Origin of the sequence: Aestuariivita sp., assembly GCF_021404545.1 — a bacterium.
GTDB lineage: Bacteria > Pseudomonadota > Alphaproteobacteria > Rhodobacterales > Rhodobacteraceae > Aestuariivita.
The window spans coordinates 1-24,454 of sequence record NZ_JAAWWD010000034.1 but is presented as its reverse complement, the minus strand read 5'-3'; the positions used below and the strand labels follow the sequence as shown (position 1 = coordinate 24,454).

Here is a 24,454-nt window from a genome sequence, read left to right as displayed (position 1 = left end):
GGAAAGGCATCGCAATGGCGCGCTATCCGCGGGACATGATCGGCTATGGCCCTAAGCCACCGGACGCCGCCTGGCCCGGCGGCGCACGCATCGCGGTGCAGTTCGTGCTGAACTATGAGGAAGGCGGCGAGAACAATCTGCTGCATGGGGATGCCGCGTCCGAGGCCTTTCTGAGCGAGATCGTAGGCGCCGCCGCCTGGCCCGGCGCGCGCCATTGGAACATGGAGACGATCTATGAGTACGGCGCGCGCGCCGGGTTCTGGCGTTTGCACCGCGTGTTCACTGGCGCAGGTGTTCCAGTGACGGTTTACGGCGTGGCCACGGCCCTGGCGCGCGGCCCCGAACAGGTGGAGGCGATGAAGGACGCCGGTTGGGAGATCGCCAGCCACGGGCTGAAATGGATCGAGCACAAGGACATGTCCGAAGACGAGGAGCGCGCGCAGATCGCCGAAGCGCTGCGGCTGCATACAGAAGTCGTCGGAACGCCACCCCGGGGCTGGTACACAGGACGTGCCTCGATGAACACCGTGCGGCTGGCAGCAGAGGTTGTGGCGCCCGCCTATATCTCGGACACCTATGACGATGACCTGCCCTATTGGCTGCGAATCGGGGCGCGTAATCAGTTGATCATTCCCTATACGCTCGATGCCAACGACATGCGCTTTGCCACGCCACAGGGGTTCAATTCGGGCGATCAGTTCTTTGGCTACCTGCGTGACAGTTTCGATGCACTTTACGCCGAAGGGCAGGCGGGCGCGGCCAAAATGATGTCGGTCGGCTTGCATTGTCGCCTGGTTGGTCGGCCCGGGCGGGTGCAGGCGCTGCGCCGGTTCATCGACTATATCCAGGGGTTCGAGGGTGTCTGGTGCCCGCGCCGGATCGAGATTGCCGAGCATTGGGCCAGGGTGCATCCGCCGGTGGAGCGGGAGCGGCCTCACCTGATGGCACGGCCCGCCTTTGTGGAAAGGTTTGGCGGGGTGTTTGAACATTCCCCGTGGATCGCGGAACGCGCCTTTGAACTGGAACTGGGGCCTGCGCATGACACTGCGGCCGGGATCCACAACGCACTGGCGCGGGTCTTTCGCAGTGCCTCGGACGACGAACGTCTGGGCGTGCTGCGCGCGCATCCCGATCTTGCGGGCAAGCTTGCCGCGGCCAAACGGTTGACAACAGAGAGTATGTCGGAACAGGCAAGCGTCGGTCTGGATGCGCTGACGGATGCGGAACGGGCGCGGTTCACTGAGCTCAATGCGGCCTATACGGCCAAGCACCGTTTCCCCTTCATCATCGCGGTGCGCGATCATGACAAGGCGGGCATTCTGGTGGCGTTTGAACAGCGGCTGGAAAACGACACGAACTCCGAGATTGCGGAAGCCTGCCGACAGGTCGAACGTATTGCGCGATTGAGGTTAGAGGAGATGCTGTGAGCTATGCCTTCCCTCCCGGCGGACTGCCGGGCCAGCAGGTGCATCCCGAAGGCACCGCGATCTTTACCCAAAGCTATGCGGTGCTGCCCGCTATCACCCAGCGCGATATCGTAACAAGCCTGTTGCCGGGCTGGACCGGGGCGCGGGCGTGGATCCTGGCCCGCCCGCTCAGCGGGTTTGCGGAAACCTTTGCGCAATATGCGCTGGAACTGGCTCCGGGCGGTGGCAGCGACACGCCCGAGCCGGATGCAGGCGCGCAAGCGATCCTCTTCGTGGCGCAGGGCAACGCAGACCTGATCATCGACGGGGTCCTGCACGCGCTGGAGCCCGGAAGCTTTGCCTATGTGCCCGCGGGGACCAAATGGTCTTTGTGGAACCGCGGCGACCAAACATTCCAGACCCATTGGATCCGCAAGACCTGGGAACCCGCATCTGGGCTGGACAGGCCCGGGGCTTTGGTCACCCATGACCGAAAGGTGGCCCCAACCCAGATGCCCGATTGCGACGGTGTCTGGGCCACGACACGCTTTGTCGACCCGGCCGATCTGCGCCACGATTGCCACGTCAACATCGTGACGTTTCAGCCTGGCGGGCGCATCCCCTTTGCCGAGACCCATGTGATGGAGCATGGGCTTTACGTATTGCAGGGCACCGCCGATTATCTGCTGAACACCGATTGGGTCCGCGTCGGTCCGGGGGATTTCATGTGGCTGCGCGCCTTTTGCCCGCAGGCCTGCATCGCAACGGGAACAGAGCCGTTTCGGTATCTGCTTTACAAAGATGTCAACCGGCATCCCAAGTTGTGAGCCGGGATCGCGATATCGTCTGCCAACCTCTGACGGCAGTGGCGTTTGCCCCGTTCGGGGATGTCCTGGCGCTGCGTGACGCGCCTGACAGGATCATCAATGGGGGCATGTGCGGGCGCCATCACGATCTGGCGCATTTGGACTTCGGGCCGGAGGGGCGCGCAGGGATCAGCCTCTTTGACGCGCAGCCGCGCAATCTGCCCTATGCGCTCGATCTTCTCGAACGGCACCCGGAGGGCTCGCAAGCCTTCATTCCGATGACCCAGCATCCCTTCCTGGTGATCGTGTCGGAAACCGTCCATTCCAGGCCGCAGGCTTTCCTGACGGCACCGGGGCAGGGCGTTAACCTCCATCGCGGCACCTGGCATGGTGTTTTGACCCCGCTCGCGGCGCCGGGCCTGTTCGCCGTGATCGACCGGATCGGTGCGGGGGACAATCTGGAGGAACACGTCCTCGATCCGCCCTGGCGGATCGTTGCGGGTGAGGGCGGAGGGAGGGCGGTATGAACGAGATGACCGATCTTGTGGAGGCCCAGGCCACCACGCTGGCCCGTGTGACCGATTTCGTGCTGAATCTGAGGCCCAAAGAGGTGCCAGACACCGTACGGGACCGCGCGGCGCTTTTGTTGCTGGACACATTAGGGATCTGCATCGCCTCTGCACCGATGCAGGCCGGGGTGCTGGGCCGTGACGCGGCGCTGAGGCTTTATGGCACGACAGACCCCGCCTTTGGTGCAAGGATGCTCTTTGACGGGCGGACGGTCAGCCTTGCAGGCGCAGTTTATGCTGCGGCCACTCAGATCGACAATCTGGATGGCCATGATGGCTTCAACCCGGTCAAGGGGCATGTGGGCGTGGTCGTGGTGCCTGCACTGGCGGTGCTGGCGCAGTCCCTGCCTGATCTTGACGGGCCCGAGGCGCTGACTACGCTGGTGATGGGCTATGAGGTGTCGGGCCGGGCGGGGCTGGCGCTGCATGGGACGGTCACGGATTATCACACCTCCGGGGCGTGGAACGCGCTGGGTGTGGCGGCGATGGCCGCGCGGCTGAGGGGGCAGTCCCGCGAGATACTGCGCGAGGCGCTGGGCATTGCCGAATATCACGGGCCGCGCAGCCAGATGATGCGCGAGATCGCCAATCCAACAATGCTGCATGATGGATCGGGCTGGGGCGCCCTGGCGGGGATGAGCGCCGCGGTTCTGGCCGAGAGCGGCTTTACCGGCGCGCCCGCGATCACGGTCGAGGGGGTCGAGGCCGCGCGTCACTGGGCCGATCTGGGCCAGGAGTGGCAGACAGCGGTGCACTACATCAAACCTTACCCGATCTGCCGCTGGGCTCATGCGGCGATTGATGCGGCGCGCGAGGTGGCGAACACCCATCAGGTGCGCCACGATCAGGTCGCACGCATTGTGATCCGCAGCTTTGCCAATGCCGTGGCGCTTTATCCAGGCATGCCCGACACCGCCTCGCAGGCGCAGTATTCGCTGCCCTTCGCGGTGGCCGCGATGCTGGTGCACGGGCGGATCGGGCTCGAGCAGATCTCGGCTGAGGGGCTGAGCGATCCGGCGGTGGCAGGCCTTGTCGCACGCACGGCGATGGAGGCCACGGCGGAGCATGAGGCGCTTTTCCCCAAGCATCGCACGGCGGATGTGGATCTTGTTCTAACCGACGGGCGGGTGTTGAATTCCGGCATGACCCATGCCCGCGGCGGGCCGGAGCGCCCTTTTGGCGGGGCCGAGATCGCGCGCAAATACATGGATTTCGCAGCCCCCGTCATCGGAGAGGTGCGCGCGACCGCAATCCGGGAGGCCTGTCTGGGACTGAGCGCGGACCACAGCCGGTTTGCCGATCTGGGGCGCTTGCTGGTCGCGCCGGTAAGCCGATGAAGACGCCAACTGTCATCATCAGTACGCGCCAGCCGCAACGCACCATCGACATCGTTCAGGCCGGGCATCCCGATCTGGAGATCCATGGCTGCGACAGCCTTGCCGCGTTACCTGATCTGATCGCGCGGACAGGCGCCGAGGTGGTCTATTCCATCCGCTTCGATGCAGTCACGCCCTTCCCCCGCGCGGCATTGCTGCAAAGCGACACGGTGCGCTGGCTGGCCGTGGGCGGGTCGGGCACCGATCATCTGGGTGCCTGGGATCCGAGCCATGTCACCGTGACCAATTCGGCGGGCAGTGCGGCGGATATGATGGCCGAATATGCCCTTGGCACGATGCTGTCGTTCTCGCTGGGCCTCAGGACGTTTCAAAAGGCGCAGGTGCGCCGCGAATGGCTGGGCGGCGCGCGGGTGCGGCCCATCGAGGGGGCGACGCTGCTGATCGTGGGATTGGGTCAGACCGGCTGTGCCACCGCCCGACGGGCCAAGGCGATGGGGATGCAGGTTCTGGGCGTGCGCGCGCGACCGCAGGAGACACCCCATGTGGATGAGGTGCACGGGATCGCGGCGCTGCCGGATCTGTGGCCGCGCGCCGACTACATCCTCGTGTGCGTCCCGCTTTTGCCCTCGACAGGAGGGATGATCGGACTGGCGGATTTTGCGGCGATGAAACCCGGTGCGGTGCTGGTCGACGTCTCGCGCGGCGGGGTTTGTGACGAGACCGCTTTGATCCACGCGCTGGAGAACGGACCACTGGCCGGTGCGGCGCTGGATGTGTTCGCGACCGAACCGCTGCCCACAGACAGTCCGCTTTGGGCCATGGAGCATGTGATCATCACGCCCCATTGCTCCGGTGTTTATGACGGCTGGTACGCCCGGACCGCCGAGATGTTTGTCAAGAACCTGAACCGTTATCGGCGCGGCGAAACGCTGAGCAATATCGTCGATCCAGCGCGAGGATATTAGGCAACCCTGTCTTTGGATCGGGAGATGTCGCCCGATCCGTCCCCGCACTGGCAATAATCGCTTGCAGCCGGTCATCCTCGGCTGTGACGTGAAACCAAAATATGAGGGACACACCATGACCGACACAGCTCCATCCGCCTTCAGCGATCCCGACAGAACGCCACCGCTGGCGCAGGCGGTGCCTTTGGGCCTGCAACATGTGCTGGCGATGTTTGCCTCCAACGTCACGCCGTCGATCATCGTGGCGGGCGCGGCGGGGCTGGCCTTTGGCGGGGCCGAGCAGGTGTATCTGATCCAGATGGCGATGCTCTTTGCTGGGATCGCGACGCTGTTTCAGACCATCGGAGTGGGGCCGGTGGGCGCGCGGCTGCCGATCATGCAGGGCACCAGTTTCGCCTTTGTCGGCGTTCTGGCCGGGGTGGCGGCAACCCAGGGGCTGGGTGTGGCGCTGACCGCCTGTCTGATCGGCGGGACGCTGCATTTCTGCCTGGGCGCGTTTATCTCGAAGATACGCTGGCTGTTTCCGCCGCTGGTGACGGGGCTGGTGATCCTGGCCATCGGTCTTTACCTGATCCCGGTGGCGATCAAATACGCCGCCGGTGGGGCCGCCACCTTTCAGATGGAGGCCGAGAGCTTTGGCTCTCTGATGCACTGGACCGTTGCCTTGTCGGTTGTCATCGTGGCGCTGGCGCTGAAATTCTTCACTAGGGGCACCTTGTCGAACGCGGCCATTCTGGTGGGTCTGATCGTCGGCTATGTGCTGGCGTTCCTGTTTGGCATGGTCAGCTTCGATCCGGTAGCCAATGCCGCCTGGATCACCGGGATCACGCCGATGCCTTACGGGTTCGAGTTCAGCCTCGGCGCGGTGATCGCCGTTACGCTGGTCTCGGTCGTCTCGGCGATCGAGACTGTCGGCGATACCTCGGCCACCACCAAGGCAGGCGCGGGGCGCGAGGCCACGGATCGCGAGATTTCCGGCGCCACCTATGCCGATGGTCTGGGCACAGCGGTGGCGGCGGTGTTCGGCGGGCTGCCCAACACGTCGTTCAGCCAGAATGTGGGCATCGTGGGCATGACCGGCATCATGTCGCGCCATGTGGTCACCATCGGGGCGCTGGTGCTGATCCTCTGCGGGCTCTTGCCCAAGGTGGGCGCGGTGATCGCCTCCATGCCGCTGCCGGTGCTGGGCGGCGGGGTAATCGTGATGTTTGGTATGGTCGCTGCGGCCGGTATGAACGTGCTGAGCGAGGTCAAGATGAACCGCCGCAATATGGTGATCATCGCGGTCTCGCTTGCGGCCGGTCTGGGCCTCAACCTGGTGCCCACGGCGGTGCAGTACCTGCCGGGCGTGGTGCAGACACTGGCCACCTCGGCCGTGGCGCCCACGGCGTTGGTGGCGATCGGGCTCAACCTGCTGTTGCCCGACGAGGTCTGACAGGCGCCGTGCATTCACCTCGTCCCTTGCGGCCGGGCCGATATGCGAGCATTCTCGATTTGATCAAATGCCGGAGGCTTCCCCATGAAAGACGACAATTTCCTGCGTGCCAACAACGCTCAACATCTGTGGCACCCGATGGGGCATCCCGGTGACCTCAGATCTCACGCGCCAACGATCATCACCGGAGCGGAGGGGTCCTCGATCACCGATATCGACGGGCATCGGACCATAGATGCGGTGGGCGGGCTGTGGTGTGTGAACCTGGGCTATTCCAACGACACGGTGAAAGAGGCGATTGCCAAGCAGCTTTACGATCTGCCCTATTACTCGGCCTTTGGCGGCACCTCGAACCCGACCGCGATCGAGGCGTCCTATGCGGTGCGCGAATTCTTTGCCGAGGACGGCATGACGCGGGTCTTTTTCACCTCCGGCGGGTCCGACAGTGTCGAGACCTGCCTGAGGCTCGCCCGGCAGTATCACCGCCTGCGGGCAGAGCCGGGCCGGACCAAGTTCCTGTCGCTGAAAAAGGGCTATCATGGCACCCATTTCGGCGGCGCTTCGGTGAATGGCAACAACCGGTTTCGGATCAATTACGAGCCCTTGATGCCAGGCTGTTTCCATCTGCCCAGCCCCTATCCCTATCGCAACCCGTTTGGCGAGGCCGACCCGGCCGTTCTGGCCCAGAACATCGCCGCCGCGATGGAGGATGAGATCGCGTTTCAGGGGGCAGGCAGCATCGCGGCCTTCATCATGGAGCCCATTCAGGGCGCGGGCGGTGTGATCGTGCCGGATGCGTCCTTCATGCGTCTGATGCGCGAGATCTGCGACCGGCACGGCATTTTGATGATCGCCGATGAGGTGATCACCGGCTTTGGCCGTTCGGGGGACTGGACAGGCTCGCGCCATTGGGGCGTGCAGCCCGATATGATGTGTACGGCCAAGGGCATCACCAGCGGCTATTTCCCTGTGGGGGCCGCGCTGATGAACGACAAGGTCGCCGAGGTGTTCGAGAATGCCGGAGAGGATGGCGGGATCTATCACGGCTATACCTACTCTGCCCATCCCGTAGGGGCCGCCGCTGTGACCGCATGTCTGTCAGAGACGCTGAGGCTGGATACCAAAACCAATGCCGCGGCGCGGGGGGCCCAGCTTTATGAAGGTATGCTGGCCTTGCAGGAGAAATACGATATCATTGGCGATGTCCGGGGCGGGCACGGGCTGATGACAGGGGTCGAGCTGGTCTCGGACCGTGCCGCAAAAACACCGATGGACATGGCCACGATGAAACGTATCCACACAGCGACATATGAGGCCGGGGCCATGGTGCGTCTGGGCATGCACAATATCCTGATGTCGCCCCCACTGGTGATCACCGAAGCCGAGGTGCAACAGATCATCGACGGGCTGGACGCCGGGTTTGCCGCTGCGTGATGGTCGACCGATGCGGATGCGATAGGCTGTGCGACGTCACTGCCCGCCGCATCCGCTTGGCAGGCTGAGAGGGCCCTGGCCATGCTGCGCCCGCCACTGACGATCACGGATACCAAAACCGTTTTCCAACAGGCCGAGATCCGGGCAGAGTATCTGGTGGCCTGGCTGCGCCTGGGGCTGTCCGGCACGCTGCTGGCCGCGATCGTTCTGGCGCTCGCCGCGACGGAGATTCCGGTCGGCGCGGATCTGCGGGCCGATGATGTTCTGGTCCGGCAACTGATCTTTGCCGTGGGCACGATGGCGGCCTATTTTCTGCTCGGGCTGGCGTGTCTTCTGGCGATCCGCAAAGGCCGGTTCCGGCCCTGGATGGTGTGGCCCTCGGCGGCGGGCGATTGCCTCTTCATTCTGGTCAGCATCTGGCTCAGCCTCGTCAATACCGGGTTTCAGGGTGACTACATCGTCGTGCTGCCCACCTTGTGGCTGGTTCCGGTGGTGCTCGCCTGTGGTGTGCTGCGGTTCAACCCGGCGCTTCAGGCCTTTATCATTGTCGCATTGGTTCTGGGGCTCTTGGTCGTTGACCGGCTTGCCAAGGGGATGCCAGAACTGACCGATTTCCGGGTGCTGGGGTTTTTCTTTGACGGGCCGCCCAATATCATGCGGCTGGTGATGATCGCTCTGGCAGGCGGGGTACTGGTGGTGGCAACCTACCGGATGCGGGCCTTATTCCTGCGCACCCTGACAGAGGCCGAAGGCCGCGTGAACCTCACCCGCTATCTGCCCGCCGAAGTGGCGCCCGAACTGGCCCGTGCCGGGCTGGACGCGTTGCAGACCGGATCGCGGCAACAGATGGCGGTCATGTTTGTCGATATGCGGGGTTTTACCGGGCGGGCCGAGGCGATGCGCCCTGAGGAACTGAGTGCATTCGTCACCCAATACCGGCGCCGGATCACCGATACCGCGCGTGCCCATGGCGGGATCATCGACAAATTCATGGGTGACGCGGTCATGATCGTCTTTGCCGCAGGCGATGTCCCGCAACAGGCGGCTGCGCGCGCGATCCGATGCGGTCAGGCCATTCTTGCAGCGATTGCAGATTGGGACCAGCAGGGCGCGCCCCCGGTCCAGGTCGGTATCGGTTTGCATTGGGGTGTGGTCTTTGCCGGTGTCGTCGGCGATCACGAGCGGCTGGAATACTCTGTTTTCGGCGATACGGTCAACATTGCCGCTCGGTTGGAGGCGTTGACCAAACAAGGTGCCTTGCCACTGATCGCGTCTGCCGACCTTTTGGATCAGGCTGCGGCGGATCGGTCCGGGTGGCACCTGTTGCCACCGACCGAACTGCGCGGTCGCTCGGCCCCTTTGCAGGTCCTGGGCTGGCGCACCGCGGTGCGCACATAAAAAAACCGGCGCCGAGGGAAAGCGCCGGTTTTCTCCGAGGTCTTGGGGCTTCGTCTCAGATCCGAAGGAACGGCTGAGCAATTCTCGGCAAGAGTGCTTTGAATTGCAATGGGCCATCTGTAACGGCCAGACAAATGCAATCCTCTCCGATGTCGGCCACGGGCGTATGATCAAGGTCGCTGTCGGCAATTTCGACATCTCCGCGTGCGAAATAGACACCGTCGTCGATAAAGGCGCCTTGCAGCACCATGGTCATTTCAATGCCGTTATGCCCGTGATCGGGCATCGCCGCACCTGCGGGGATCAGCAACAGGCGGGCCGAGGCGTCTTTGCTGGTGGGCAGGATCGCCTGCTTCACACCCATCCCGACCGAACGCCATTTGACCGCGCTCAGATCACCGCCCACGTAATCCTGCAAAGGACCGGGCAGGACACCGCCCTTGCGTGGAGGGGCTTCCGCCTTGCCGATGTCGATATCGCCGCTGGCGATCAGGGCCATGGTGGCGGCCAGCGCATCCTCCGACAGCGCCACCGGGGCTGTCCTTGCATCCTCCAGCACGGCCCCCCCTACGGCATCAAAGCTTTCCAGCCGCGCGCGGCATTCGTCGCAGAGCGACACATGGCTGGCGACCATGAGGTTAAACGCCTCCGGTAGCGTCGCCGCTGAATAGGCCATAAGGATGTCATCACTCAGATGATGGTTAATCGGTTTCATCTTTCCACTCATTTCATTGCATGACGCAAGCGATCCAGCGCCAGTCTTATCCGCGATTTTATCGTGCCCAAGGGGAGGCCCGTTTCCTCGGCAATCTGGCTGTGGCTCAGATCGCCGAAATAGGCGCGCTCGATCAGATCCCTTTGCGTGTCCGGCAGATTCAGCAGGGCCTGGCGGAGTTGTCTGCTTTCTTGTTGCATCGCCAGGCTGTCCGCCTGGTCCGGTTCCGCTTCTGGGCCCCATGTGAGCTCTTCTGGCTCGGGGCGTCTTTGCTTTCTCAACAGATCGATCTTGCGGTTCCGGGCGATGGTGAAAATCCAGGTTGCCACCGACGCCCGCGCGGGATCGAACATATGCGCTTTGTGCCACAGCGTTGCCATGACCTCCTGCGCGCATTCCTCGGCCAATGTCGCATCGGCCCCCGATTTCATCAGGAACGCTTTGACCCGAGGGGCAAAATGACGGAACAGCTCGGCAAACGCCGTCTGATCCCGCTCGTCCCTGACCCGCTCGATCTGGGGTATCCAGTCAGAGCGCGCAGTCGTTCTTGTTTCAGCGATCACGCGTTTGGTCACCTGTTCTGTCCGTTTTGCACCACCCCCCAAGGCAGGCCCGCCAGCGACGATGCGCTTGGTCATTGCAGGATCAACTGTGATCATCATACTGCAATTACGGGCATGCCTTCGGATCGGATCACAATAAATAGACGAATTTCTTTTACATCCAATCCCGGAAAGACCCCGTACATCCTCAACAGTAGCTATATCTGGAGACAATCCCACTATGCCATTCGAACTCGGCGCTGGCGCGCCCAAGAAAATAGCCGTGATTGGTGCCGGAATTTCCGGCATGGGTGCGGCGTTCATGCTGGGCGATGGCAATAATGTGACGCTGTTTGAGGCAGAGCCAAGGCTGGGGGGGCATGCACGGACCGTGATGGCGGGCAAACGTGGCGATCAGCCCGTCGATACAGGGTTTATCGTCTTCAACTACGCCAACTACCCGCACATGGCCGCGCTTTTTGAACAATTGGACGTGCCGGTCACCAAAAGCAACATGAGCTTTGGAGCTTCGATCGGCGGGGGACGCCTGGAATATGGGCTGCATTCGGCAGATGCGCTGTTTGCCCAGCGCGCCAACCTTGTCAGGCCCGAGTTTCTGCGGATGGTGCGCGATATTTTTCGGTTCAACAAGAATGCGCTGCGCATCGCGCGGGAGCGGCCTGACCTGACCATTGGTCAGTTCATGGAGCATCTGGGCTCGGGCCCGTGGTTCCGCGACTATTATCTTTTGCCGCTGTCTGGCGCGATCTGGTCAACGCCAACGGAACGGATCATGGATTTCCCGGCCCACGCCATGGTGCAGTTCTTTGAGAACCATGCATTGCTGCATCACTCCGGCCAACACCAATGGTACACCGTCGATGGCGGCTCGATTGAGTATGTGCGCCGTCTGGAGCAAGCTATGATCGGCCGCGGTGTCGACCTGCGCCTGGGCGCGCCTGTGCAATCGGTGCGCCGGACCGTGACCGGCGTCGAGGTCAAGGCGGGGGGCGGCGACTGGGAGATCTTCGACGAGGTTGTCTTCGCCACCCATTCGGACGATTCGCTGAACCTGCTGGCCGACCCCTCGGGCCCGGAACAGCGTGCGCTGGGTGCGATTGCCTATCAGCCGAACGATATCGTGCTGCATGCCGATGTGGATATGATGCCCAAACGGCGCAAGACCTGGGCCAGTTGGGTCTATACCGAGGACGCAACGGCCAAATCGGACAGAATTGACCTGACCTATTGGATGAACTCGCTTCAGCCGATCCCGCAGGACGACCCGCATTTCGTGACACTCAACACCAAACGCACCATCCGCGAAGAGCTGATCTATGATCAGGTCACACTGCGCCATCCTGTCTATGATCTGGCCGCGCTGGCCGCGCAAGAGGATGTCCGCGCGTTCAACGGCACCAATCACACCTGGTTCTGCGGCGCCTGGATGAAGCACGGTTTTCACGAGGATGGCTTGTCCAGCGCTGTCGATGTGGTCGAGGCGATCCGCCGTGCCGCGTCCGTTCAAGCGGCCGCAGCATGACCTCGCTGGTGGATCACATCCAAGGCAGCACCTATCACGGGCGCAAGGGGGCGGTGACAAACGCGTTCCGCTATTCCATTGATTACGTGATGGTGAACGCCGAGGCGGAGGTGCGAACGCCGCGTCTTTTCAAGCGCAATACGCGGGGCGTCTGTTCGCTGCTTGACAGCGACCATGGCGGCGCGCCTGGTCAGGGTGAAGGCGCCGCATGGGTGCGCGATGTCCTGCATGAGTACCAGTTGCCCAGCCCGAACCGGATCATGCTGCTGGCTCAGCCCCGGTTCTGGAACCATGTGTTCAACCCGGTCAGCTTTTGGATCTGTTACAATGCCCAGGATGAGATCACCGCGATCATCGCTGAGGTCACGAACACCTTCGGCGAACGCCACTCCTATCTCTGCAACCATCCCGATAGCCGTCCGATCCTGCCCACCGACCGACTGCGCGCGGACAAGATTTTCTATGTCTCGCCGTTTCAGAAGATCGAAGGCGGGTACGAGTTCCGTTTCGACATTCGCGATGATCGGGTTGGGATCTGGATTGACTACAGCGATGAGGGCGCGGATGGGCTGATTGCCACCCTGACCGGGCGCCGTGCCGAGATCACCAATCGCTCGATCCTGCGCGCACTGATCCGCCGCCCACTGGGCTCGCGCCGGGTGCAGGCATTGATCCACTGGCAGGCGTTGAAACTCTGGATCAAGGGTGCCGTCTACCGTGTACGGCCCACGCCACCCGACAGTGAGGTGTCGCGCGGATGACCGTTGTCGCGGCCCATAGACCGGCGGACCGCCTGTCGTCCTATGCGCTGTTCGCGGCGCTTCTGGCTGCGGCCGGGCTGCCGATCTATATCCACGCTCCGAAATTCTATGTCGATGAATACGGCGTGAGCCTGGCCGCGCTGGGCGCGGTTCTGTTTGGGCTGCGGCTGATTGATGTGGTGCAGGATCCCCTGCTGGGGCGGTTGTCGGAACGGTATCGCCACAAACGGTCCTTGGCTGTGGGTATTGCGCTTGTGATCATCGCGGTTGCGATGCTGGGCCTTTTTGCCATCACTCCGCCGATCAGCCCGCTGATCTGGTTCGCGGCGATGCTGACGGTGGTGTTTTCGGCCTTTAGCTTTCTGACAATCAACTTTTACGCCCAGGGTGTGCTGAAAGCCGGTCAGCTCTCGGGCAGCGGTCATCTGCGGCTGGCGCGCTGGCGCGAGACGGGGGCTCTGCTGGGTGTGTGCCTTGCGGCGATTGCGCCGGTGATGCTGGGCGCCGTGATGGACCGCCCGTTTGCGGGATTCGCGGTCGGTTTCGCAGTTGTCGCGCTGATGGCGCTGATGGTCATGCGCGACGAGTGGGGGGCAGGTCATGCCGATGCCTCCCCCGGGTTTGGCGTGGTGCTGCGCGATCCGCTGGCGCGGCGTCTATTGCTGATTGCGCTCCTCAACGCCGCGCCCGTTGCCGTGAGCTCGACACTGTTTCTGTTCTTTGTGGAAAGCCGGTTGCAGGCTCCGGGGATGGAGGGGCCGCTCCTGTTGTTGTTTTTCCTCTCTGCCGCTGTGGCTGCGCCGCTCTGGGGCAAGCTTGCCGAACTCTACGGAGCTAAACAGGTCCTTTTGGCGGCGATGGTTCTGGCCATTGTCGCTTTTGGCTTTGCGATTACGCTACAGGCGGGCGATGTCGCGCTGTTTGCGCTGATCTGCCTGGCTTCGGGCGCAGCACTGGGCGCAGACCTGACGCTGCTGCCTGCGATGTTCGCCACACGTATGTCGCAGATCGCGCCGTCGGCCTCCGAGGGGTTCGGGCTGTGGTCTTTCGTTTCGAAATTCACCCTGGCCTTTGCCGCAGCTTTTTTGTTGCCCGCGCTCGAGGCATCGGGGTTCCGGGCCGGGCCCGATAACCCGCAAGATGCGCTTGCGCTTCTCAGCCTGCTCTATGCCGGCGTGCCCTGCGCGCTCAAGGTGTTTGCCATCATCCTGTTGGCACGCACAAAAATGGAAGGGACCGTCTGATGGATTCTCTGCTTTTGGTGGTATTGGGCGGCGCGATCGTGCTTGCTCTTGGGTATGTGAGACGGCGTCTGTGGTCTTTCACGGCGCAAAAACCCGGCGATTACAGCGAAGGGCAGCCACAGTTCGATCTGCGCACCCATCTGAACGGACCGGTTGTTTGCGAGGGGGTGATTTACGGGCCAATGGGCCGGGTGACTTCACGCTTCGTGGCCGATTTCCATATGACATGGACCGGAAATATCGGCGTTATGACAGAGCATTTCCGGTACGATGACGGCTCCACACAGGACCGTGAATGGCACCTGACGCTGGGCAATGATGGGCGGATCAAGGCGGAGGCGGCCGATGTGGTGGGCACAGGAGCGGGTGTGCAAACCGGTTCGGCGGTGCAGCTAAAATACCGCATCAAGCTGCCCGACGGGTCGGGGGGGCATGTGCTCGATACCGTTGACTGGATGTATTTGGCGCCCAACGGCACGATTGTAAACCGGAGCCAGTTCCGCAAGTTCGGTATTCAGGTGGCCGAGTTGGTCGCCACGATCAGGCCGGCGCCGGTGGAGCACAAAGAGGCCGCATGAGAACCTTCAAAGGCAAGACCTATTGGCTGGTTGGCGCGAGCGAAGGGTTGGGTGCGGCCCTTGCACGCAAACTGAGCGATGCAGGAGCGCATTTGATCCTGTCGGCGCGGTCGGAAGAGACGCTGAACACATTGGCCGAAACGCTCAACGGCGAGTCCTCCGTCGTGCCTGTCGATGTATCAGATCCCGCCAGCGTCGCCCGTGCGGCAGACGCCGCAGGCGAGGTGGACGGCATCGTGTTTCTGGCAGGCGTCTACTGGCCGATGCCCGCCACGCAGTGGGATGCAGAAAAGGCCACGGCAATGGCCGATGTCAATTTCACCGGTTTGGTGCGGGTGATGGGCATCGTGGTGCCTCGGATGGTGGCGCGAGATGCAGGTCATATCGTGATCACCGGCTCATTGTCGGGCTTTCGCGGCCTGCCCGGCGCAATTGGCTATGCCGCCTCGAAGGCCGGCACAATGGCGCTGGCTGAAAGCATGTATGCGGATCTCAAGACAACCGGTGTCGCCGTGCAACTGGCCAATCCGGGCTTTATCAAAACGCGGTTGACGGAAAAGAACAGCTTCAACATGCCGTTTATCATGGAACCAGAGGAGGCCGCGGAGGAAATGCTTGCGCATATGCGCACGGATCGCTTCAAGAAGAGTTTTCCAAGGGTCTTTTCATGGGTGTTCCGGCTGAGCCAATTTATGCCGGATTGGATGTATTACCGCTTGTTTGCGTGAGATAGATCAAAGACGCCGCCTGCCGCGCACCGCAGAACAGTGATAGATATGCGAACAGGAGGAACTTGGATATGGATAACCTGTCCACGGGAAAGATAGCCCAGGTCATACTCATGAGCCGTGAGTTGGACCGCGCGGAGGCTGAGTTACGCGCCTTCGTTGACCAGATGACCGAGGACGAACAGTCCGAGTTGGTTGCGGTCATGTGGATCGGGCGCGGTAGTTTTGAGGCGGAGGAGTTTGCCGAGGCTGTCCAGACGGCGATGGCCGAAGCGACCACCCCATGTGCCGATTATCTGATTGGAACGCCGCATTTATCCGATCATCTTGAGAACGGGCTCGAAGCGCTGGGCATTTCGGCCACCGACGAAGAAGACGCGGTGATGTAATCCAAAGGAGCGCCTTCGGCGCACGCCATACTTGGATTTGGAGCGGGTGTCTGAGGGTACGGATTTTTTTGGCAATTGTCATGTCTTTGCGACTGTCAAGCAGTCGTATTTTTGGCGAGAAGAAACAGGAGACGGATCCCCTGTTTCTTCTCGCTCTTAAGTACGCAACCCGAGATCCGCATTCTCGATGGCGCCAACCAATTCAGCGACTGGGCTCACCTGAGACGATCGGCAACTGCCAGATGCTGAGCCAGCCGGTCTATCTCGGCCATCCAGTCCTCTACCAGTTTCGGATCCGAAGGGGCGGCGTGAACGCCCGCCGGCATTTGCCGGGCCAGGGCCGATTTGACGGCCAGTGACACCGGAACGGAGACCAGCCGGGCCATTGCCGTACCGCGCGCATCCCCCCAGGCATCCATCACATAGGTTTGATGCCAGACAGGGACGCCGTCCTGATCGGCCTTGAGGTCGACGCAAAGAACCACCCGATCGGGTTCGCCCTCGTCATAGGCGTTTTCAGTCCAGAACTGATCGGACATCTCTTTGAGCCGGGCTTCGCCTTCTGGACCTTCGAGCGTTTCGATTTCGTTGAAGACCGGACCCCATGCTTCGGCCCAGCCATTCAGACGCAAGGTTCCGCGCACGAAGTCACGCACCGCCCAGCCTGGGTCGAAATTGTAGTCCTGCATGAATGGCAAGCTGTCGCGGTTCGGGTAAACCTCGAACGCTTCGGGGGTCGGCAACGGGGCGGTGTAGCTGCTGATCGCGTCCCAGGGCCGGTCCACGCGCAGTTCGGAAAAATCCCGGATCGAGCGCGAGGGCGAGCGCAGTGCCTTGAGCACGCCCAGAGGCGACCAGCTGAATTTATAGCGGAACGGGTTGGGATGTTTGGGCACGCCGCCGCAATAGGAGGTGAAGCTGATCTGATGTGCCCGATCATAGGCCTGCGAGCCCCGATACCTGGCCACCAGCGCATGCGCCATCAGGTGGTCGATCCCAGGGTCGAGGCCGACCTCGTTGATCAGCATGACACCTGCGGTGCGGGCCCTTTCATCCAGCGCGCGCATGTCTGGCGCGATGTAGGAGGAGGAGACGAAATGGGCCCCTTTGCCGATGGCGCGCTCTGCCAGGGGCACGTGCCAGTCACCGGGCAGCATGGACACCACAACATCATCCGGCGCAAGCTCGGCCTCCAGCGTGTCGATATTGAACGCGGCGATGCGGTCGGTCAGATCGCCGACGGCCTCGAGGGCCTTGGCCGTCGTGCGGTTCCAGACCTTGACGTCGTGACCCTCTTCAATCAGTCGTCGCAACCCCGGAATGGCCGAGAGGCCGGTTCCACACCAATGCACGGTCATGGCGTTATCCTTCCCAAATGTTCATTGAATGTCGCGGCGGCGCGGCCCCAGATGCCGCCGTCCAGACTGCCGAGTGTCAATAGCGTCGGCAAGAGCTGATCGGCGTAGTCCTGCGAGCTTTCCACCGGCAGGAGCGATGGCAGATTGTCGATCGCGGTCACGTCCAGAGGCGGGGTTGCATGCACGCGCAGAGCGGGCTCATCCCAACTGGTGGTGCGGTCATAGACTTTGATGGGAGAGAAAGCGCTGTCGGGATCGCACGCGATATCGCCGATCACGGCCAGGCGGCGGGCGCCTGTCTTGGCACTGGATGGCACGAAGACCGGGGTTCCGGGGCGCGCCAGGATGCAGTTGAGAAAGATATCATGCTCCAGCACCTCGGGGAACGGGCCACCGCTGGCGGTTTCTGCCATGTCCCAGCGGGTCACCGCAACGCCCATCGCAGTGCACAGATCGGCAGCCCCGGTGCCGACGCGGCCAAGGGCGCCTATCACGATGGCGGTGGGGCGGTGGGTGCCCGTGGCCAAAAGCTCGGCCTGGAGGTCGGCCAGCAGGTGGGTGGAGCTGTCATAGGTGGAAACGGGTCCACAGAGTCTGCCTTTTTGCTGCGCCGCCCAGCATTTCAGGGCAACGGCAGCACCTGCATAGCCCGCCCAATAGCCAAAGGCGGCGACGCGGCGACCCCTGTCATCCACCAGATATTCCAGATCATAGAGTGTGCCGCCGCCGTCGCGGAACCTGCGCAGGAGCACCTGGCCTGCGGGTTGTCCTTTGAACGCGTGACCGAACAGGATGTGCCGGTGGGCCAAAGGGGTGCCATCGTCGGGCAACTCCTTGAGGCCGAAAATGATCGCATCGGACGGTGCGTTGGGCCAGCTGTTTTGCGGGGCGATGGTACAGCCTGCCGCTGCATAGCCGTCGATAGGGATGGCGCGGACCGAACTTTCCTCGACTGTCACGTCTATTCCCGCGTCGCGCAGCGCGCGCGCGCCTGCGGGTGTCAGGCCGACGCGTTCTTCGTTGGGGCGTTGTTCCGCCCGGACCCAGAGATGTGTCATCCGGCTCCTCCTTTGCTCATAAGATCCCATCCGACAGGGTCATGCGAACCGAGGGGCGGTCCCACATCGCTGTCTCAAACGCCGAGAGCTTCGGGAAATTGCCGATATCCACGCCATCGCCCGGCAACCAGGTCAGCACGACAAAGAGGTACGGATCGGCCAGCGTAAACCGATCCCCCATGATATAGGGTCCCTGCATTACGTGATCTTCGAGATACTGCGCACTTTCCGCCATGGTCTGAGGCACTTTTTGTTTCATATCCGCCCAGGAGCGCGCCTCATCCGCCCAGCGCATGCCTCGTCCGCCATGAGCGTGGTTCACATGCATGGTGCTGGCCAGATACGTCATGGCGCCGCGCATCTGTGCGGCCTCGAACGGATCGTCGGGAACCAGGCCCGTTTCGGGCCGGATCGCAGCGATATAGTCGAGGATCGCGGCCGTTTCGGTCAGAACGCCTTGCCGGGTTCGTAGGGCTGGAACGCGACCCTTTGGATTAATCGCCAGATAGGCCGCTGTGCGATGCTCCTTTTTGGCGAAGTCGATCCTGTGGCGGTCGTAATCCACCTGTGCCTCGTTCAGGGCAATCGCGACGGCGGCGGCGATGGTGCCGGGGGCATAGTGCAGCGTCAGCATGATCCGGGACCTGTGTTGCGATCAGATATGGGTTTGGGCGAAATGCCGGTCTGGGTGATCGAGATGCGGCACCGCATTGAACAGAACTGGAGACAGCGCGTCCCCGATCGGGCGCAGGCGGTGGACGGAGGTATTCATGATCGCCAAGGTCACGCGCGCCATAGCAGGCACATCCAGCCCCATGACCTGGCGCATCGCCATCGAGATCAGCCCGCCCGATGTGACGACCAGTGCGGGGCCGTCGCCCTCGGCAATCTCGTGCAGGGCCGACATCACCCGGGTCTCGAAGGCGGCAAAGCTTTCGGGTGGGTTTTCAATCTGATCGTCCCGCCAGGCAGTAAAGACCTTGGGCAGATGGGTGACAAAGCTCTCGCGTTCGGACGGGGCGGGGATGCCGTGTTGCTCTTCGAGCAGTGTGGCGAGGGTAAAATACTCCAGCTCGTTCAGGCGGTCGTCACGGGTGATGTTGTCGGCATAGCCCATGCTCTCGGCGGTTTCGATATGCCGGGTGAGCGTGCCGCAATAAACGCGCGGATGATGCGCGTTCGAGGCGCGCAGGTGATCGCCCAGCCAGGCCGCCTGCTGATGGCCCAGCGGGCTGAGCCGGTCATAGCTTGCCTCGTCCCGGGCACCGGTATTTGCCTGGCCGTGGCGGATCAAGGTAATGTGGGACATGGGGCGGGGCCTTTGGGTTTGGGTTTTGCCTGACTTAACGGGCCTTGGCGCGGGTGGGAAGGGCAGGACCCTCAGCGTGGCGCATATTTTGCAAGATGAGGGGTGTGGCGTTCGCATCGGAAACGCGGGTGGCGGAAATTCGGCAAGGGATGTCGGGATTGGGAGTCCCGCGCCGCTGCTTGGTTGATCTATAGTGATGCAACGCGAATGGGAGGGCGAGATGTCCGAGACGATCAGGTTCATGCTGGACGGACAGGAGGTTCAGGTCGAGGCCGGGCTGACAATCTGGGAGGTGGCCCATGGCCGTGGCCTGGTGATCCCGCATCTGTGCCACACGCCTGCGCCCGGATATCGGCCTGACGGCAATTGCCGCGCCTGCATGGTCGAGATCGAAGGGGAACGGACGCTGGCCGCCTCGTGCATCCGCGAACCTGCCGAGGGCATGGTCGTCATCACGAATTCGGCACGCGCCAGAAATGCCCGCAAACTGGTGGTCGAGATGCTGGTGGCCGATCAGCCCGAGCGTTCGGTGGCGCATGACAGGTCCTCGCATCTGTGGGACATGGCCCAGGCCAATGGCATCTCAGAAAGCCGGTTTCCCAAGCTGGAAGAGGGGCGCATCCCGCTTTTGGACGACAGCCACGTGGCGATGCGGGTCAATCTGGATGCCTGTATCCAGTGCGGTTTGTGCGTGCGGGCCTGCCGCGAGGTGCAGGTCAATGACGTGATCGGCATGGCGGGACGGGGGCATGACGCCTATCCGGTGTTCGATATGGGCGATCCGATGGGTGACAGCACCTGCGTGGCCTGTGGCGAATGCGTGCAGGCCTGCCCCACCGGTGCCTTGATGCCCGCCACGGTTCTCGATGACCAGCAGCAGGGCGACAGTGCCGATTTCGACGACGAGGTCGAAAGCGTGTGCCCCTTCTGCGGAGTGGGCTGTCAGGTCTCGCTGAAGGTCAAGGAAGGTCGGGTGAAGTATGTCGATGGCATCAACGGTCCGGCCAACGAAGGGCGGCTCTGCGTCAAGGGGCGGTTCGGGTTCGACTATATCCACCACGATCACCGCCTGACCAAACCGCTGATCCGGCGCGAGGATGCGCCTGCCAAGGGTCTGAATGTCGATCCCGCGAACTGGCAGACGCATTTCCGCGAAGCAAGCTGGGAAGAAGCGCTCGATTTCGCGGCAGGTCGGCTGAAGGGCCGGGGGCGTGAGGTCGCCGGATTCGGCAGTGCCAAATGCACCAATGAAGAGGCGTATCTGTTTCAGAAGATGATCCGCCAGGGCTTTGGCCACAACAACGTGGATCACTGCACGCGGCTGTGTCATGCCTCCTCCGTCTCGGCACTGATCGAGAATGTGGGCTCGGGCGCTGTGACCGCGACCTTCAACGAGATCGAGAATGCCGATGTGGCGATCGTGATCGGTGCCAACCCGATCGAGAACCACCCCGTCGCGGCCACTTACTTCAAGCAGTTCACCAAACGGGGCGGCAAGCTGATCGTGATGGATCCACGGGGGCAGGCGCTCAAACGCTTTGCCACGCATATGCTGCAATTCCGTCCCGGCGCGGATGTGTCGATGCTCAACGCGATCATGCATGTGATCGTTGAGGAAGCGCTTTACGACCAGCAATATATCGAGGCCTATACCGAAAACTGGGAAGCCGAAAAGGCGCATCTGGAGGGGTTCAGCCCCGAGGCGATGTCCGAGATCTGCGGCATCGACCCCGAGACGCTGCGTGCGGTCGCCCGGGACTTTGCGACTGCCAAGTCGGGCATGATCTTTTGGGGTATGGGGATCAGCCAGCATATCCACGGTACCGACAACTCGCGCTGCCTGATCTCGCTGGCGCTGATGTGCGGCCATGTGGGGCGTCCGGGTACCGGGCTGCATCCCCTGCGTGGGCAGAATAATGTACAGGGTGCATCCGATGCGGGCCTGGTGCCGATGTTCCTGCCCGATTACCAGACAGTGACCGATGATGGGGTCCGCTCGGCCTTTACCGATGTTTGGGGAACCGGTGATTTTTCCAACCAAAAAGGCCTCACCGTGACCGAGATCATGGATGCCGTGCATGATGGCGACATCAAGGCCATGTATATCCTGGGCGAGAATCCCGCGATGTCGGACCCGGATGTGGTCCATGCGCGCGCCGCACTGGCCAAGCTGGATCATCTGGTGGTCCAGGACATCTTTCTGACCGAGACGGCCAATTATGCCGATGTGATCCTGCCGGCCTCTGCCTTTGCCGAGAAATCCGGCACAGTGACCAACACCAACCGTCAGGTCCAAATGGGCCGCGCCGCCATCGCCCCGCCGGGCGAGGCGAAGGGGGATTGGTGGATCGAAGTGGAACTGGCCAAGCGGCTTGGCCTGCCCTGGGACTACCGCTCCCCTGCGGATGTGTTTGCCGAGATGAAGCTCAACATGAACTCTCTCGATAACATCACCTGGGCGCGGTTGGAGCGTGAGAACGCGGTAACCTATCCGTCGCTCTCGCCCGAGGATCCGGGCCAGGCGATTGTCTTCGGCGACGGCTTCCCGCGTACCGATGGGCGGGCGCGGTTCACGCCCGCTTCTGTGATCCCACCGGATGAGGCGCCGGATGCCGAGTATCCGATGATCCTGACCACCGGGCGCCAGTTGGAGCATTGGCATACCGGGTCGATGACCCGGCGCGCTACGGTTCTCGATGCGGTAGAGCCGGAGGCCAATTGCTCGCTTCATCCCAAGACGCTGCGCCGTTTGGGGGTGGAGCCGGGCGGCATGCTGCGGCTGACCACGCGGCGGGGCGCGATCGAGGTGATGGCGCGGGCCGACCGTGCGGTGGCCGAGGATATGGTGTTTTTGCCCTTCGCCTTTGTGGAGGCCGCGGCGAATATTCTGACCAATCCCGCGCTTGATCCTTATGGCAAGATCCCGGAGTTCAAGTTCTCCGCCGTGCGGGTCGAGGCCGTCCAGGGGCATGTGGCCGCAGAATAAGGTCTCTGGGCCGCACCCCGCCCGGGATCAAGCGCGAAGCGCGCCGGGCAGCGCCTGCCCGTTCCGGCGGGCTGGCGCTTGGGTCAGGGCGCGCGGTCGTCTGAATGGGGGATGGGTTTGGTTGCCATCGAGTGCCTTGAAGAGATGGTGCAGCGCCATCCCACGGGCAGGCGCTGCCCGGCGCACCCGACCTTCCTAAAGACGTTTGGTGACACCGGGCGCGCAGTTCGCCGACTTATCGGCTTTCATTCTGCGTAAGACGCGCCTAGCGTTTCGCGAACGTCTATTTATCTGGCATCTGCAATGATCGACCCCGACCGCTTCCTGTCCGACCTGCATGCCCTGCGCCAATTCGGAGCGTCCGGCGTCGGCAAGGGCGTCGTCCGGCCCGCCTATTCCGACGCGGATGTCGCCGCGCGGGAATGGCTGGCCACACGCATCCGCGAGGCGGGGCTGATGCCGCAATGCGATCCCATGGGCAACCTCTTCGGGCTGCGTGACGGGCCGTCCCTCCTGATGGGCTCGCATACCGATACCCAGCCCGAGGGGGGCTGGCTCGACGGGGCCCTGGGGGTGATCGCGGCGCTGGAGATTGCGCGGAGCCACGCCCATGTCTCCTTCGTCAGTTTTCAGGATGAGGAGGGGCGGTTTGGCGCGCTCACGGGCAGTTCGGTTTTCAGCGGTGCGATCAGCCAGGATCAGGCCGATCTGATGACGGCCAAGGATGGCACCAAACTGATCGACGCACGCCAGACATTGGCCGCAGGGACCCATATCGATCCGGCGCGGTTCACCGGCTATATCGAGATGCATATCGAACAGGGCCCGGTTCTGGATGCCGAGGGCGACAGGATCGGGGTGGTGACCGATATCGTGGGCTCGCGGCAGTTGGAGGTCACTCTGACCGGGCAGCAGAACCACGCGGGCACCACGCCGATGCATATGCGGCGCGACGCGTTTCAGGCGCTTTCGGCGGTCAATGCCGCCCTCAACGACCGGTTCCGCAATGTGGTCACGCCGCGCACTGTCTGGACCATCGGCCATGTGACGCTGCACCCCAACGCCTCCTCCATCGTGCCGGGGCGCGTGTCGTTCTCGGTCCAGTGGCGCGATGCCGATACCGATCGTCTGGCGCTGATGGAGGCGATTGTGCGCGACACGATCGCCGAGATTGCCGCGCAGACGGGTATGGAGGTGGCGCTGCACGGGTTGCGTGCGCTGGAGCCTGTGGCGATGGATCCCACCCTGCGCGCTGCGCTGGAGGCGGGGGCCGAAGCGGTCAGCCCGGGCGCGTGGCGCCTGATGCCGTCCGGCGCTTTGCATGACGCGACCAATGTGGCGCGGGTGATGCCGGTGGCGATGCTTTTCGTGCCCTCCATCGGTGGCATCAGCCACGATTTCGCCGAGGATACGGCAGAGGCCGATCTGGTTGCGGGCCTTCGGGTTCTGGCCTAAGCGGCGGCATCGCTGGGATCATAGACGGTCCGCTGCCCGTCGATGAGCCGGGTCTTGCGCCGCTGCCATGCCGCTTTGGCGGCATCTGGGGGATGGTCTAGGGTCTGTTGAGATTCAGGATTCCCAACTAGCGTGAGTTCTGATTCAACCTTCCAAAAGGGAGGTCTGAATGGAGACGAGCAGATTTGTTATCCGCGATCATCAATGGGCGAAGATGGAACCGCATTGCCTTGGGCTCAAGGCGCATCCTGGGCGCACTGGCAGTGATCCGCGCCTGTTCATGGAAGCGGTGTTCTGGATTGCGCGCACCGGATCGCCGTGGCGCGATGTGCCGCCCGGGTTCGGGAACTGGAATACGACCTATCGCGGGTTCCGGGATGGGGCAAGAGCAGGGGTTTTGGAACGCAGGTTAAATACGTGGGGGGGGCACCCAAACGG

22 protein-coding genes and 1 pseudogene are annotated in these 24,454 nt (G+C 62.7%); 17 read left to right on the top strand and 6 right to left on the bottom strand.

Features of this window, described 5'->3' with window-relative positions; genetic code table 11:
* Nucleotides 1–14: 14 nt before the first annotated feature.
* From puuE to HEP69_RS10310, 8 genes are all read left to right on the top strand, one after another.
* Nucleotides 15–1,427: an allantoinase PuuE gene (gene puuE, locus HEP69_RS10345; protein ID WP_290558443.1), complete on the top strand. Its 1,413-nt coding sequence runs from the start codon at nucleotides 15–17 to the stop codon at nucleotides 1,425–1,427.
* Nucleotides 1,424–2,233, top strand: coding sequence for a bifunctional allantoicase/(S)-ureidoglycine aminohydrolase (locus HEP69_RS10340; protein ID WP_290558442.1), 810 nt, complete (start codon nucleotides 1,424–1,426; stop codon nucleotides 2,231–2,233). Before puuE ends, HEP69_RS10340 begins: the two co-directional genes overlap by 4 nt.
* Nucleotides 2,230–2,739 (top strand): ureidoglycolate lyase, encoded by a 510-nt coding sequence (locus tag HEP69_RS10335; RefSeq protein ID WP_290558441.1) that lies wholly within the window; start codon nucleotides 2,230–2,232, stop codon nucleotides 2,737–2,739. Before HEP69_RS10340 ends, HEP69_RS10335 begins: the two co-directional genes overlap by 4 nt.
* The gene (locus HEP69_RS10330; RefSeq protein ID WP_290558440.1) at nucleotides 2,736–4,118 is read left to right on the top strand and encodes an MmgE/PrpD family protein; all 1,383 of its coding nucleotides are present in this window, start codon (nucleotides 2,736–2,738) and stop codon (nucleotides 4,116–4,118) included. The genes HEP69_RS10335 and HEP69_RS10330 overlap by 4 nt, the downstream gene beginning before the upstream one ends.
* Nucleotides 4,115–5,083 (top strand): D-2-hydroxyacid dehydrogenase, encoded by a 969-nt coding sequence (locus HEP69_RS10325; protein ID WP_290558439.1) that lies wholly within the window; start codon nucleotides 4,115–4,117, stop codon nucleotides 5,081–5,083. Before HEP69_RS10330 ends, HEP69_RS10325 begins: the two co-directional genes overlap by 4 nt.
* Nucleotides 5,084–5,198: 115 nt before the next feature.
* Nucleotides 5,199–6,518 (top strand): nucleobase:cation symporter-2 family protein, encoded by a 1,320-nt coding sequence (locus tag HEP69_RS10320; RefSeq protein ID WP_290558438.1) that lies wholly within the window; start codon nucleotides 5,199–5,201, stop codon nucleotides 6,516–6,518.
* 84 nt (nucleotides 6,519–6,602) lie between these two features.
* Nucleotides 6,603–7,952 carry an aminotransferase class III-fold pyridoxal phosphate-dependent enzyme gene (locus HEP69_RS10315; protein ID WP_290558437.1) on the top strand — a complete coding sequence of 450 codons (1,350 nt, stop codon included), beginning with the start codon at nucleotides 6,603–6,605 and terminating at the stop codon, nucleotides 7,950–7,952.
* An 81-nt stretch (nucleotides 7,953–8,033) separates the two neighbouring features.
* The gene (locus tag HEP69_RS10310) at nucleotides 8,034–9,350 is read left to right on the top strand and encodes an adenylate/guanylate cyclase domain-containing protein (protein ID WP_290558436.1); all 1,317 of its coding nucleotides are present in this window, start codon (nucleotides 8,034–8,036) and stop codon (nucleotides 9,348–9,350) included.
* A gap of 55 nt (nucleotides 9,351–9,405) precedes the next feature.
* Here HEP69_RS10310 and HEP69_RS10305 read toward each other — a convergent pair whose 3' ends face one another.
* Both HEP69_RS10305 and HEP69_RS10300 read right to left on the bottom strand, forming a co-directional pair.
* Nucleotides 9,406–10,065 (bottom strand): ChrR family anti-sigma-E factor, encoded by a 660-nt coding sequence (locus tag HEP69_RS10305; RefSeq protein ID WP_290558435.1) that lies wholly within the window; start codon nucleotides 10,063–10,065, stop codon nucleotides 9,406–9,408.
* An 8-nt stretch (nucleotides 10,066–10,073) separates the two neighbouring features.
* Nucleotides 10,074–10,916: a sigma-70 family RNA polymerase sigma factor gene (locus tag HEP69_RS10300; RefSeq protein WP_366111314.1), complete on the bottom strand. Its 843-nt coding sequence runs from the start codon at nucleotides 10,914–10,916 to the stop codon at nucleotides 10,074–10,076.
* On the opposite strand from HEP69_RS10300, the gene HEP69_RS10295 reads away from it, so the two are divergent.
* From HEP69_RS10295 to HEP69_RS10270, 6 genes are all read left to right on the top strand, one after another.
* Nucleotides 10,849–12,150, top strand: a complete 1,302-nt coding sequence (locus tag HEP69_RS10295) for an FAD-dependent oxidoreductase (RefSeq protein WP_290558434.1) — start codon at nucleotides 10,849–10,851, stop codon at nucleotides 12,148–12,150. The genes HEP69_RS10300 and HEP69_RS10295 overlap by 68 nt on opposite strands.
* Nucleotides 12,147–12,911, top strand: a complete 765-nt coding sequence (locus HEP69_RS10290; protein ID WP_290558433.1) for a DUF1365 domain-containing protein — start codon at nucleotides 12,147–12,149, stop codon at nucleotides 12,909–12,911. Before HEP69_RS10295 ends, HEP69_RS10290 begins: the two co-directional genes overlap by 4 nt.
* Nucleotides 12,908–14,155: an MFS transporter gene (locus HEP69_RS10285; RefSeq protein ID WP_290558432.1), complete on the top strand. Its 1,248-nt coding sequence runs from the start codon at nucleotides 12,908–12,910 to the stop codon at nucleotides 14,153–14,155. Before HEP69_RS10290 ends, HEP69_RS10285 begins: the two co-directional genes overlap by 4 nt.
* Nucleotides 14,155–14,733, top strand: coding sequence for a DUF3833 domain-containing protein (locus HEP69_RS10280; RefSeq protein ID WP_290558431.1), 579 nt, complete (start codon nucleotides 14,155–14,157; stop codon nucleotides 14,731–14,733). Before HEP69_RS10285 ends, HEP69_RS10280 begins: the two co-directional genes overlap by 1 nt.
* Complete coding sequence (locus HEP69_RS10275) at nucleotides 14,730–15,461, top strand: SDR family NAD(P)-dependent oxidoreductase (RefSeq protein ID WP_290558430.1); 732 nt, start codon at nucleotides 14,730–14,732, stop codon at nucleotides 15,459–15,461. The genes HEP69_RS10280 and HEP69_RS10275 overlap by 4 nt, the downstream gene beginning before the upstream one ends.
* Nucleotides 15,462–15,532: 71 nt before the next feature.
* Complete coding sequence (locus tag HEP69_RS10270) at nucleotides 15,533–15,850, top strand: DUF3775 domain-containing protein (protein ID WP_290558429.1); 318 nt, start codon at nucleotides 15,533–15,535, stop codon at nucleotides 15,848–15,850.
* A gap of 215 nt (nucleotides 15,851–16,065) precedes the next feature.
* Here HEP69_RS10270 and HEP69_RS10265 read toward each other — a convergent pair whose 3' ends face one another.
* Genes HEP69_RS10265 through HEP69_RS10250 form a run of 4 tightly spaced genes read right to left on the bottom strand, consistent with a single transcriptional unit; the run spans nucleotide 16,066 to nucleotide 19,575 of the window.
* A complete protein-coding gene (locus HEP69_RS10265; RefSeq protein ID WP_290558428.1) occupies nucleotides 16,066–17,208 on the bottom strand; it encodes a saccharopine dehydrogenase family protein in 1,143 nt (380 codons plus the stop codon).
* A complete protein-coding gene (locus HEP69_RS10260; RefSeq protein ID WP_290558427.1) occupies nucleotides 17,205–18,266 on the bottom strand; it encodes a saccharopine dehydrogenase in 1,062 nt (353 codons plus the stop codon). The genes HEP69_RS10265 and HEP69_RS10260 overlap by 4 nt, the downstream gene beginning before the upstream one ends.
* A 16-nt stretch (nucleotides 18,267–18,282) precedes the next feature.
* On the bottom strand, nucleotides 18,283–18,897 hold the full coding sequence (locus HEP69_RS10255; RefSeq protein ID WP_290558544.1) for a glutathione S-transferase family protein: 615 nt from the start codon (nucleotides 18,895–18,897) through the stop codon (nucleotides 18,283–18,285).
* A gap of 24 nt (nucleotides 18,898–18,921) precedes the next feature.
* Nucleotides 18,922–19,575 carry a histidine phosphatase family protein gene (locus HEP69_RS10250; protein ID WP_290558426.1) on the bottom strand — a complete coding sequence of 218 codons (654 nt, stop codon included), beginning with the start codon at nucleotides 19,573–19,575 and terminating at the stop codon, nucleotides 18,922–18,924.
* 220 nt (nucleotides 19,576–19,795) lie between these two features.
* On the opposite strand from HEP69_RS10250, the gene fdhF reads away from it, so the two are divergent.
* From fdhF to HEP69_RS10235, 3 genes and pseudogenes are all read left to right on the top strand, one after another.
* Complete coding sequence (fdhF, locus tag HEP69_RS10245; RefSeq protein ID WP_290558425.1) at nucleotides 19,796–22,561, top strand: formate dehydrogenase subunit alpha; 2,766 nt, start codon at nucleotides 19,796–19,798, stop codon at nucleotides 22,559–22,561.
* A gap of 303 nt (nucleotides 22,562–22,864) precedes the next feature.
* Entirely contained in the window at nucleotides 22,865–24,016 is a 1,152-nt protein-coding gene (locus HEP69_RS10240) for a hydantoinase/carbamoylase family amidase (RefSeq protein WP_290558424.1), read from the top strand.
* A gap of 247 nt (nucleotides 24,017–24,263) precedes the next feature.
* Nucleotides 24,264–24,454: pseudogene (locus tag HEP69_RS10235) on the top strand (transposase); the annotation flags it as partial.